The 11,185-nt window shown below is 63.8% G+C and carries 8 protein-coding genes and 1 pseudogene; 6 read left to right on the forward strand and 3 right to left on the reverse strand.

The window, feature by feature from the left end:
* Positions 1 to 701 precede the first annotated feature (701 nt).
* The 5 genes and pseudogenes from BEN49_RS17850 to BEN49_RS17870 all read left to right on the forward strand — a co-directional run bounded on the left by BEN49_RS17850 (position 702) and on the right by BEN49_RS17870 (position 7,079).
* Positions 702 to 4,147: pseudogene (locus BEN49_RS17850) on the forward strand (pyruvate carboxylase).
* A gap of 68 nt (positions 4,148 to 4,215) precedes the next feature.
* Entirely contained in the window at positions 4,216 to 4,911 is a 696-nt protein-coding gene (locus tag BEN49_RS17855; RefSeq protein WP_070745797.1) for a hypothetical protein, read from the forward strand.
* A 47-nt stretch (positions 4,912 to 4,958) separates the two neighbouring features.
* Positions 4,959 to 6,278, forward strand: coding sequence for a M20/M25/M40 family metallo-hydrolase (locus BEN49_RS17860; RefSeq protein WP_070745799.1), 1,320 nt, complete (start codon positions 4,959 to 4,961; stop codon positions 6,276 to 6,278).
* Between the two features lie 100 nt (positions 6,279 to 6,378).
* The gene (locus BEN49_RS17865; protein WP_070745801.1) at positions 6,379 to 6,771 is read left to right on the forward strand and encodes a hypothetical protein; all 393 of its coding nucleotides are present in this window, start codon (positions 6,379 to 6,381) and stop codon (positions 6,769 to 6,771) included.
* The gene (locus BEN49_RS17870) at positions 6,723 to 7,079 is read left to right on the forward strand and encodes a hypothetical protein (RefSeq protein WP_125916992.1); all 357 of its coding nucleotides are present in this window, start codon (positions 6,723 to 6,725) and stop codon (positions 7,077 to 7,079) included. Before BEN49_RS17865 ends, BEN49_RS17870 begins: the two co-directional genes overlap by 49 nt.
* A 231-nt stretch (positions 7,080 to 7,310) precedes the next feature.
* Here the strand turns inward: BEN49_RS17870 and BEN49_RS17875 are convergent, their stop codons facing one another.
* From BEN49_RS17875 to BEN49_RS17885, 3 genes are all read right to left on the reverse strand, one after another.
* Complete coding sequence (locus BEN49_RS17875; protein WP_070745805.1) at positions 7,311 to 8,063, reverse strand: SDR family NAD(P)-dependent oxidoreductase; 753 nt, start codon at positions 8,061 to 8,063, stop codon at positions 7,311 to 7,313.
* Between the two features lie 93 nt (positions 8,064 to 8,156).
* Positions 8,157 to 9,101 (reverse strand): helix-turn-helix domain-containing protein, encoded by a 945-nt coding sequence (locus BEN49_RS17880; RefSeq protein WP_070745807.1) that lies wholly within the window; start codon positions 9,099 to 9,101, stop codon positions 8,157 to 8,159.
* 227 nt (positions 9,102 to 9,328) lie between these two features.
* A complete protein-coding gene (locus BEN49_RS17885; protein WP_083326218.1) occupies positions 9,329 to 9,805 on the reverse strand; it encodes an META domain-containing protein in 477 nt (158 codons plus the stop codon).
* Between the two features lie 350 nt (positions 9,806 to 10,155).
* Here BEN49_RS17885 and BEN49_RS17890 point away from each other — a divergent pair, with 350 nt between their 5' ends.
* Entirely contained in the window at positions 10,156 to 11,043 is an 888-nt protein-coding gene (locus BEN49_RS17890; protein ID WP_125916994.1) for a hypothetical protein, read from the forward strand.
* Positions 11,044 to 11,185 lie beyond the last annotated feature (142 nt).

Here is an 11,185-nt window from a genome sequence, read left to right on the forward strand (position 1 = left end):
CTGAAATTTATGATTGATTAATAGCATTTTACAGTATTATTTTTCTGGTTATTTGGTTCTGCTTTCCGGATTATTATGAAATTATAAAACTTATTAAAATTTAATAAATCAATGTATTAAGCTGGATAAGTTGATGAAATCTTAGCTAAAAAAGAGTTGTGGTTGCACGTAAATCCCTTTATGAGCTGGCCGTCGCCTCCAATTCTACCAAGCGCTTTACACCTCCTTTCTAGGAGGCCAAATATGGGCTGCTTCGCTCTGCGCGGATTGCTTGCTGCGTAGCGTATAAATGGAAGCAGAAAATGCTGAAGTGCGGGTAACCACTGGTGGCAGGTTTATGGCGCCAGTAGTTGGCAGTGCTGAATAGACAGTATCTATTAGATACACTACTTGTAAATACACTACTTGCAATCGGTAGTTCGCTTCTGCTTGCCCTGTAATTGGTAAGCGAAACGCTGGCCAAAGCCCACGATGGAGCCGCACTTGGGTAATTGCGCCCCGCACCTTGGGGCCCTCGCTTCTTGAATAGTTAACCAGTAGCACAGGACTGCTTTAAACCAGGCGAATAGCTTGCTTGACGCTGGATGCAGGCCGCGTTGGCCCCGCTGAATTGGATAAATCCGCGTGATTTATGCAGTAATAGTGGCGTAGGTGGGGCCCCGGGCGTAGCTTAGCCGCCAGCTAGTCAACCGCTGTTCCGTATGAAAATCACCAAACTGCTCGTCGCCAACCGGGGCGAAATTGCCATCCGCGTGCTGCGCGCCGCCACTGAGCTCAACATCCCCACGGTGGCCGTGTACACCCACGAAGACCGCTACTCGCAGCACCGCTACAAGGCTGACGAGGCCTACCAGATCGGCGGCGACGACGAGCCGCTGAAGCCCTACCTCGACATCGAGGGGCTGCTGCGGGTGGCCCAGGCCAACGGCGCCAACGCCATCCACCCCGGCTACGGCTTCCTGAGCGAAAACGCCACCCTGGCCCGCCGCTGCCGCGAGGAGGGCATCATCTTCGTGGGGCCCCGGCCGAGGCCATGGACGCGCTCGGCGACAAGGTGCGCGCCAAGGCCGTGGCCGTGGAGTGCCAGGTACCCCAGATTGAGAGCAGCGAACAGGAGCTGAACGACTTTGAAACGGCGAAAAGCGAGGCTCAGCGCATCGGCTACCCCGTGATGTTGAAGGCGGCCAGCGGCGGCGGGGGCCGCGGCATGCGCGTCATCCGCGACGACGAGCAGCTGGAAAAAGGCTTCTTTGAGGCCCGCAACGAGGCGCTGAACGCCTTCGGCGACGACACGGTGTTCTTGGAGAAGTTTGTGGAGCGGCCCAAGCACATCGAGGTGCAGCTCGTGGGCGACCAGCACGGCCACCTGGTGCACCTCTACGAGCGCGACTGCTCGGTGCAGCGCCGCTTCCAGAAGGTGGTGGAAGTTGCCCCGGCTATGGACTTGCCCGAGCACCAGCGCCACCTGCTGTATGAGTACGCACTGCGCATCGGGCGGGCCGTGGGCTACGACAACGTGGGCACGGTGGAGTTCCTGGTGAACCCCGAGCAGGACCGCATCTACTTCATCGAGGTGAACCCCCGCATCCAGGTGGAACACACGGTGACCGAGATGATTACGGGCATCGACCTGATCAAAACCCAGCTTTTCATCGCCGCCGGCTACCCGCTCGAATCGCCCGAAATTGGGCTGGGCGAGGGCGTGGTGGTGCCGCGCATGGGCTGCGCCATCCAGTGCCGCGTGACGACCGAGGACCCGGCCAACGACTTCAAGCCCGACTACGGTACCATCGTGGCCTACCGCTCGGCGGGCGGCTTCGGCGTGCGGCTCGACGAGGGCTCGGTGTACCCGGGGGCCGTGGTGTCGCCGTTTTTCGATTCGCTGCTCGTGAAGGTGTCCACGCACTCGGCCACACTGGCCGGGGCGGCCCTCAAAATGCTGCGCACGCTGGAGGAATTCCGGGTGCGCGGCGTGCGCACCAACATCCAGTTCTTGCAAAACATCGTGGCCGACGACGACTTCCAGGCCGGCCGCGCCACCGTCGATTTCATCAAGGACCACCCCGACCTGTTCAAGTTCGAAACCCGGCTCGACCGGGCCACGCGCCTGCTCAACTTCATCGGCGACGTGGTGGTGAACGGCAACGCCGACGTGCCGGCCGCCGCCCGCGAGGCCCCGCGCCCCTCGCTGCGCCGCCCGCGCCTGCCGCACTTCGACGCCGACGCCGTGCCCGCGCCCGGCACCAAGCAGAAACTCGACGAACTGGGCCCCGAGAAATTCGCCGAGTGGCTGCGCGCCGAGCCCCTGGTGCACTACACCGACACCACCCTGCGCGACGCCCACCAGAGCCTGCTGGCCACCCGCATGCGCACCTACGACATGCTGAAGGTGGCCCGCGCCTACGCCCAGCGCCACCCCCAAACCTTTTCGCTGGAGGTGTGGGGCGGCGCGACCTACGACGTGGCCCTGCGCTTTTTGCACGAAGACCCCTGGGCCCGCCTCTCCCGCCTGCGCGAGGCCGTGCCCAACATCCTGCTCCAAATGCTGATTCGGGGGGCCAACGGCGTGGGCTACAAGGCGTACCCGGATAATTTGACCGAGAAATTTGTGCAGGTGGCGGCCGAAACGGGCGTGGACGTGTTCCGCATTTTCGACTCGCTGAACTGGATGAAAGGGATGGAATCGTGCATCAACTTCGTGCGCAAAACTGACCGCCTGGCCGAAGCCGCCATCTGCTACACGGGCGACATTATGGACCCCAAGCGGACCAAGTATACGCTGGATTATTACCTCAAGCTGGCCAAGCAGTTGGAGGACGCCGGGGCCCACATCCTCTGCATCAAGGACATGGCCGGGCTGCTGAAGCCCTACGCCGCCGGCGAGCTCATTGCCGGCCTGCGCGACACCGTGAAGCTGCCCATCCACCTGCACACCCACGACACCAGCAGCCTGCAAGCCGCCACCCACCTCAAGGCCGTGGAAGCGGGCGTGAACGTGATTGACGTGGCGATGGGGGCCCTGTCGGGCCTCACCTCGCAGCCAAACTTCAACTCGGCGGTGGAAATGCTGCGCCACACGCCCCGCCACCGCGAGTTCGACCAGGCCTCGCTCAACGAGTTCAGCAACTACTGGGAGGCCGTGCGCGAGCATTATTACCCCTTCGAGTCGGGCCTGAAAGCGGGCACCTCGGAGGTGTACCAGCACGAGATTCCGGGCGGGCAGTACTCCAACCTGCGGCCCCAGGCGGCGTCGCTGGGCCTGGCCGATAAGTTCGAGGAAGTGAAGCAGCGCTTCGCCGACGTGAACATGATGTTCGGCGACATTGTGAAGGTGACGCCCAGCAGCAAGGTGGTGGGCGACATGGCCTTGTTCATGGTGAGCAACGACCTGAGCCCGGCCGATGTAATGGAAAAGGGCGAAACGCTGAGCTTCCCCGAGTCGGTGCGCGAGCTGTTTCGCGGCGACATTGGGCAGCCCGAGGGCGGCTGGCCCGCCGAGCTGCAAAAGCTGGTGCTGCGCAACGAAACGCCCTTCACTGACCGCCCCAACGACCACTTGGAGCCCATCGACTTCGACAAGGAATGGGCCGCTTTCCAGGAAACGCACCCCGGCGGGCAGTTCACCCACCTGCTCTCCAGCTTGCTCTACCCCAAGGTGTTCGAGGAATACTGGGCCCACCGCGAGCTGTACGGCGACGTGAGCCGGGTGCCCACGCCGGTGTTCTTCTACGGCCTGGAGCTGGGCGAGGAAACCATCGTCGAAATTGCCCGCGGCAAGTCGGTGCTCGTGAGCGTGCAGTCCATCGGGCCCGTGAACGAGGAAGGCACGCGCACGCTCTTCTTCGTCCTCAACGGCCAGACCCGCAACCTGGAAGTGCGCGACCGCTCGGTGGCCATCACCAAAATCAGCAACCAGAAGGCCGACAAGGGCAACCCCCACCAGATTGCCGCGCCGCTGCAAGGCATGCTCAGCAAAGTGCTGGTGGAGGCCGGGGCCGCCGTGCCGCGCAACACGCCGCTGTTCGTCATCGAGGCCATGAAGATGGAAACCACCATTACCGCCCCCCACGACCTCACCATCGCCCGCCTGGACTTGCCCGTGGGGGCCCGCGTGCAGGCCGATGACTTGGTGCTGACGACGGAATAGGTTGGGGTAAACGGCTCCCAAACGGCCCCAGTAGGGCCCCAGGCCACTCACCACAAATCGCTTCGCCCATGCGCTACCGTTTGCTACTTCCGCTGCTGGCCGGGCCTGCGCTTGGCTTTGGGCAGTCCACGGGCACGGTGGGCAACAACTACACCGACGTGCTCGACAAGGGCAACAGCATCGTGGCGTTCAGCCCGCCCGACGCCGGCGTGCAGGGCAGCCCGCTGCTGCTGCGCGCCTGGACGCCGGCCGCGGTGCTGCTGCGCGGTAACACTGCGCCGAAGCTGGCGCCGGTGAAGTACGACGTGGTGCACCAGCAGCTGCGGGTGCGCCGGGCGCAGGGCGATTCGGTTGTGGTGCCGCTCGGCCAGGTGCAGGAATTTACGCTCACGCCCGCCGCTGGGCCCCGGCGCTTCGTGCCGCTGGGCGCGCCTGGGGCCCCCACTGGTTTTGCCGAAGTGCTGAGTCCCGGCCCTCACCTGCAACTGCTGAAGCTGTGGGATAAAACGGTGGAGCAGGCCCCGGCTTCCAATTCGAGCTACGCCGCGCCCACCACGACCAGCGCCTACGCCGACCGGCCCAAGTACTACCTCCGGGGCCCCAGTGGCCAACTGACCGAGGTGCGTCCCAAGCGCGCCAGCCTGCAAGCGGCCCTGGCCGCCTACCCCACCGCCCAGCAGGCCCTGAAAGCCCGCAAAGGTAGCCTCAGCACCGAGGCCGAGCTGCGCGACGCCTTGGCCGCACTCGATGCGCTGGTGCCGTAGGGCCCCGGCGCATCGAGTGCGGCTTTAATTTCAAACCAGCATTAACTATGCATAAAATACTTGTTGCCTGCGCGTTGCTAAGTCTCGTGCTGCCCGCCAGGGCCCAAACCAATGCCCAACTCAAGGCGAGCATCTCGGAAGCCACCGTGGCACGGGTGCTGAATGTGCTGGCCGCTGATGACATGCAGGGGCGCGGCACCGGCCAGCCCGGCGGCGACGCCAAGGCCGCGCAGTTTCTGGCCGGCGAGTTTGCCCGCATCGGCTTGCAGCCGTTGCCGGGCCTGGCGGGCTACGAGCAGGCCTTCACCGCCTACCAGACCACGCCCGGCCCGGTAAATGCCATCCTGAACGGCCGGCCGCTGGCCCCGGGCCAGGTGGTGGTGGTGTCGGGGCAGCCCGGCCTGACCTGGCTGAGCGAGGACGCGCAGCCCACCCAAGTGGTGGTGGTGGGGCCGGAAATAGCCGAGCGGCGCAAAATGTACGAGCTGCTCAGCCCCAAGGCCAACACGCTCGTGTTCGTCGATACGGCCCACACCAAGGCCTTTGGCCAGCTGGCTGGCCACGTGGGGGGCGGCCTGATGAGCGCCGAGCGGCCGGGGCCCTACTCGACGGTGTTTGTGCTGGCCACGGCCCCGGCCACGTCCACCTACCGCATCAGCGCCAGCACCGCGGTGCAGCCCGTGGCGCTGCGCAACGTGGTGGGGCTGCTGCCCGGCCGTAACCCCAAGCGGGCCAAGGAGTTCGTGGTCTTTTCGGGCCACTACGACCACCTCGGCATCCTCCAGGCCGTGGCCGGCGACTCCATCGCCAACGGGGCCGACGACGACGCCAGCGGCACCACCGCCGTGGTGGCCCTGGCCGAATACTTCAAGCGGCAGAAAAACAACGCCCGGCCGCTGCTTTTCGTGGCGTTTGCGGCCGAAGAAAAGGGCGGCTTTGGCTCCCAGTATTTCTCGAAGCAGCTCGACCCGCAGCAAGTGGTAGCCATGTTCAACATCGAGATGATTGGCAAAGAAGCCAAGTTTGGGCCCAAAACGGCGTTCATCACCGGCTACGAAAAGTCGGATTTTGGCCCCCTGTTGCAGGAAAACCTGAAGGGTACCGAGTTCCGGTTTGAGCCCGACCCGTACCCCGCGCAAAACCTGTTTTACCGCTCCGATAACGCCACGCTGGCCCGCCTGGGCGTGCCGGCCCACACCATCAGCACCGACCAGATTCCGACCGACAAGCGCTACCACAGTGTGGCCGATGAGGTGAGCAGCCTGAACGTATCGAACATGACGGCCGTGATTTCGGCCATTGCGCGCAGCGCCCGCGGCATCGTGGCGGGCACCCAAACGCCCACCCGCGTGGCCCTCGAAAAATAGCCCTGGGGGCCCCAGACGGCGCCGTGGGAACGGGCCGGGAGCCGGTTTGCGTTGCCGTGGTAGCTCTAGGCCCTTCCCACCAAATTATTATCCCCGCGTGATGAAACAGTTGACGACGTTGCTGCTGCCTCTGCTGGCCCTGCCGCTGCTGGGCACCGCTCAAACCGACGACCAGACCCGGTACATGACCAACGTGTTCAACAGCGGCTTCGGGCCCGTGGCGCGCTCGGGCTTCGAGGTGCAGGGCAGCCCGCTGCTGCTAGCGGCCTGGACGCCGGCCGAGCTGCTGCTGCCCGGCAACGCCAAGCCGGTGTCGGCCCGGGTGAAGTACGACGTGGTGCGCCAGGAGCTGCGCGTGCTGCGCCCCGCCGGCGATTCGGTGGCCGTGTCGGCCGCGCAGGTGAAGTCGTTCACGCTGGCCGGCGTGGGGCCCCCCGCCACTTCGTGCCCTTCAGCAGTCCCGGGGCTCCCAACGGCTTCGCCGAAGTGCTGAGCCCCGGCACCAACTTGCAACTGCTGAAATACTGGGATAAAGTGGTGGAGAAATCGGCCGGTGGCGGCTCGGCCTACGCCAGCACCGCCGTGACGAGCACCTACGCCGACCACGCCAAATACTACCTCCTGGCCCCCAACGGCCGCCTGGCCGAGGTGCGCCCCAAGCGCGCCAGCCTAGCCGAGGCCCTGGCCGCCTACCCCGCCGCCCAGCAGGCCCTGAAAGCCCGCAAGGGCAGCATCAACTCCGAAGCTGAGCTGCGCGACGCCGTGGCCGCCCTCGACCCCGTGGTGACGAAGGTGCCGTAGGGCCCCAGCTGCTCCGTATCATGCACGGGCCCCGTCGGTTCATTACCGGCGGGGCCCGTGCGCGTTAGGGCAGGCGATGGGTCGAGCAAAGTTGGCGTGCGCAAAAGCGCGGTTTAATGGTTGCCTGACCAGCTTATGCCCTGAATACCGCAAAGGCGCAGCCACTGGTTTACCCAGCAGCTGCGCCCTTGTGGTCCCGGCGGATGAATCCAGCGGCGCTCGTTTACAGCGCTACAGCATCATCCCGCCCGTTGCTTCGAGGCGCTGGCCGTTGAGCCACCGGGCGGCGTCGGTGCAGAGGAAGGCGACGATTCCGCCGATGTCGTCGGGCTCGGCCACGCGGCCCAGGGCCGTAATCTGGGCCACGTAGGCGCGGATTTCGGGCGTATCCATCATGGCGCCGCCACCGAATACGGCCCCAGGCGCTACCACATTGGCGGCAATGCCTCGGCTGCCTAGCTCCAGGGCCAGGTAGCGCGTGAATACTTCCACCGCGCCTTTCATACTGGCGTAAGCCGAGCTCCCTGCGAAAGCAACGCGCGTGGTACCGGAGGAAATATTAATGATCCGACCGCCGTCGCGTAGCAGCGGCAACGCCTTTTGCGTGAGGAAGTACACGCCCTTGAAATGAATGTTGAGCATCTCGTCAAACTGCGCCTCCGTCGTTTCGGCGATGGGCGTGCTCAGGCTGGTGCCGGCGTTGTTGATGAGAAAGTCGAACCGGTCGGTGCCGAAGGTATTGGTTAGCACCGTGGTGACCTGCGTGAAGAAAGCGTCGAAGGTGCTGAGGTCGGCCGCATCCAGGGGGAGGGCCACGGCGCGGCGGCCCAGGGCCTCAATGGCCGCCACCACGGCAGCAGCTTCGGCCTGCTGGCTGCGGTATGTGAGGATGACGTCGAGGCCTTGCTGGGCCAGTTTTAGGGCCATGTCTTTGCCCAGGCCCCGGCTGCCGCCGGTAACCAGCGCGATTTTGGAAGTACTCATGGGAGTGTGTTTGTGGTGTTGGTTTGAACACGACAAAGGTCCCCTGGGCTGCTGCGGGCGGTGTTGTACCCACCAATCTGCTTTTTGTATAAATCAAACCGGTGCGGCTTCCAGCGTTCGAAATGCGCCGGGGCTTACGGCGGCGTAGCGGCGGAAGAAGTGGGAGAAGTGCGCCACATCAACGAAACCCAGGCTGTCGGCAATTTCCCAAAGCGTCCATTCGGACTGGCTTAGCAACGCCTTGGCCTCCTGCGCCAGCCGCCCGCCGATCAGGTCGGTGGTGGTGCGGCCGGTGCGGTCCTTGAGCACTTTGTTGAGGTGGTTGACGTGCACGGCCAGTTGGTCGGCAAAGTCTTTGGCCGTGCGCAGCGGCACGCGCTGCTGCGCGGTGGTGAGGGGAAATTGCCGCTCCAGCAGTTCCACGAAGCGCGAGGTGAGCCGGGCGGGGGCTGAGTGAGCCGGGTGCAGCGCGGTGGTGGGCTGCCGCTTTTGTCCCAGGTGCAGCAGCTCCAGCACGTAGGCCCGCAGCAGGTCGTACTTGTGAGCGTAGTCGGAGGCCAGTTCCTCGTGCATCTGGGCGAAAATGGCCGTCGCCCGCGCCGTTTCGGCAGGCGTCAGCTGGAACACCGGGTAGCCGGTGGTCTGGAACAGGGGCAGCTCGTCGGGAGCTCCGCCCCCGAGGACGGGCAGCAAAAACTCCGCTGTGAATAGGCAGAACTGTCCGCGCTGCGCCTCGGCGGGCCACCATTGAAAGGGCACCTTTGGGGTCGAAAATACCAGCGCGTCGGGCTCAATGGCAATGGTTTGCCCGGCGTACTCGGTGCGACTGCGGCTGCGCAAAAGGCTGATTTTATAGAACGAGCGGCAGGCGTAGGGCGTAGCGGGCCGCAGCCGGGTAGTCTCCCAGAGGTCGGCTATGTCAAACACGTTAAAGTGGCCCACTTCGCGCTGAATGCCGCCGGGCAGCAGCGTGTTCAAGTCGAGGCTGGTGCAGGGAGCCAGTTCCTGGTAGAGGGCGCTCAGCGCAGTGGTCGTCATAGCAGCCGGTTGCTTGTAAGATTCAAAGCCACCGTAACCCGTCACGGGGTGGAAGGTTTGCCAGCACCGGCGCGGTTGGCTTGAACGAAGCGGGCGAAAAAGACCGCCTGGTATGTCCAGTATTCGCCCCGCAAAGGGCATGGTCCGGGGGACAAACTACAAACGCCCATTTCAACTCCTGGCGCTCACCGGGGCCCTGGCCGCAGCTTAGCCCAGTGGCGCAATGCTCAGTGCAAGTACACCGCCTCCAACCGGGCCAGCGGGGCCTGGTCGGCCCCGAGCAGGCGCAGCGTATCGCCGCTGATTTGGTAGGTGCGGGTTTGCTCCAGCGCCTTCACGAACGCGGTTTCGGTGGGCAGGGCGGGGCAGGCCATGCGGGTGCTTAGCAGGGGCCCAAAGGTGAGCTGGCCGGGCCCCGGCGCGGTGTAGCGGCCCCGGAAGCGGTTGCAGGCCCCGTTGCCTTCGGCCGCGCTATCGGCGCGCAGCAGCAGGTACGGCTCGCCGCCGTCGGTGGGCGGAGCCACGGGCTGGCCGGCCAAGGTGCGCAGCACCCAGCGGGTGTTACGCAAGGCCGCTTCGGGCGCGGTGCGGGCGGGCGGCGCAGCAGGCGGCGCATCGGCTTGCTGAGCCGGGCGGTTCTGGCAGGCCCCCAGCAGCAGGGCGGGGGCGAGGAGAGTCGTCGTTAACCAGAAAGAAGGGCGCATGGCGGAGGTGGAAAGGTGAGTGCCCCGCTTTTACGCAAAACGGCGCTTTGCAACGAATGAATTACGGCCTCCGCGCTACTGACCATCTTGTAGGGCCTGCCTAGCTTTGGCAGCAGTACCCCACAGATTCGGAACAGAAGTGTACTAAAAGTGCGAGATTTAGCACGTAAATAATAATATATAGAGACTTTTAATTTAAGGGTTGGTGAAGCAGATTAAATTGTTGAGGTTGCGGGCTCATTCAATTTTCATGCACCTATATGGTCAAATATTTATTACTGCTGATGGCGGGCTTTATTTTTAATGCCGCGGCGGTTCATGCCCAAATGGGTTTTGGCAAACCCAAAGACGTGGCAGCTGTAAAAAGCCAGCCCCTCGTGGTTATCCTGAAAGACGAGGACCCCGACAAGCTTAAAAAGCTAGCCAAAAAACCTGACGAGCTAGCCGAGTATAAGGCCTACGTAGCCGATTACAACGCCCAGATGCAGGCGCTTGTGCCCAAAATATGGCAGTTTTCGCCAGCGGTAGAATTTAAGCAAGAATCGGAAGTAGCGGCGTTGCGCAAGGCCAAAGGTGGCCAGCGGGGCGTGCTGCAACACCTTGATTTTCAGCTGGGTCATCGACACTCAATGGTTGGCGCAGCGGGTGCCACCGGTGCAGCGGGTAACCCTGCTGCGGCTACGATGAGCAATGCTTACTGGACTTCCGAACACGTGTCGGCGATTGTATTGGAAGTGATGGGCAATGGCAGCCAGAGCCAGGTGTGGCGGGTGCAACTGGCCTCCGGCCCTATTTATTCCAGCGACCTTATTTTCAGCATCCGGACCATTCAGCAGTACGTACAGGCGCGCGCCGCCGGCCGCAGCGGTGGCGACATGCGGGCCGAGCTGGCCCAGAACGGCAAGAAGCTGCGCACCAAAACGCTGTTGTTTGACGAAGACGACATCAAAGGCAAGCTCACGGCCGCTGACATCAAGCAGGCCTACCCATTCCCGTACCAGATTGTGTCCCGGGCCACCATCGAAGCGGCCGTGGTGGGGGCCGACGCCCGCTACGCCTGCGTGCGGGTGATGCCCGTGGCGGAAAACATCATGGCCCAAGTGGCCGTCGACGCTGCTGATGGCACCTTGTTGGGGTTGTCGCTGCCAAACCGGATGCGAATGATGGGCGTGGGCGGTGGCAGCACCATCGGCAAAGGGAACCTCAAGGATTTTGCCCAAGCCGCAGAAGGCAAATAGCCAGTCAAATAGCTAATACTTCCCAGCGGGCGGCTCCGGACTTTGACTTGGAGCCGCCCGCTTTTTTACGCCCGCCGCGCGCTACCGGCCCAGGCGCAGGGCCAGCCCGGCCCCGGCGGTGGCGGTGCCCGCGGCGGGGCCC

Source organism: Hymenobacter coccineus (assembly GCF_001816125.1).
Taxonomy (GTDB): domain Bacteria; phylum Bacteroidota; class Bacteroidia; order Cytophagales; family Hymenobacteraceae; genus Hymenobacter; species Hymenobacter coccineus.

Coding starts and splice junctions, on each gene's coding strand:
- BEN49_RS17855 (WP_070745797.1), top strand. CDS start 4,216: ATGCGCTACCGTTTGCTACTTCCGCTGCTGGCCGGGCCTGCGCTTGGC.
- BEN49_RS17860 (WP_070745799.1), top strand. CDS start 4,959: ATGCATAAAATACTTGTTGCCTGCGCGTTGCTAAGTCTCGTGCTGCCC.
- BEN49_RS17865 (WP_070745801.1), top strand. CDS start 6,379: ATGAAACAGTTGACGACGTTGCTGCTGCCTCTGCTGGCCCTGCCGCTG.
- BEN49_RS17875 (WP_070745805.1), bottom strand. CDS start 8,063: ATGAGTACTTCCAAAATCGCGCTGGTTACCGGCGGCAGCCGGGGCCTG.
- BEN49_RS17880 (WP_070745807.1), bottom strand. CDS start 9,101: ATGACGACCACTGCGCTGAGCGCCCTCTACCAGGAACTGGCTCCCTGC.
- BEN49_RS17885 (WP_083326218.1), bottom strand. CDS start 9,805: ATGCGCCCTTCTTTCTGGTTAACGACGACTCTCCTCGCCCCCGCCCTG.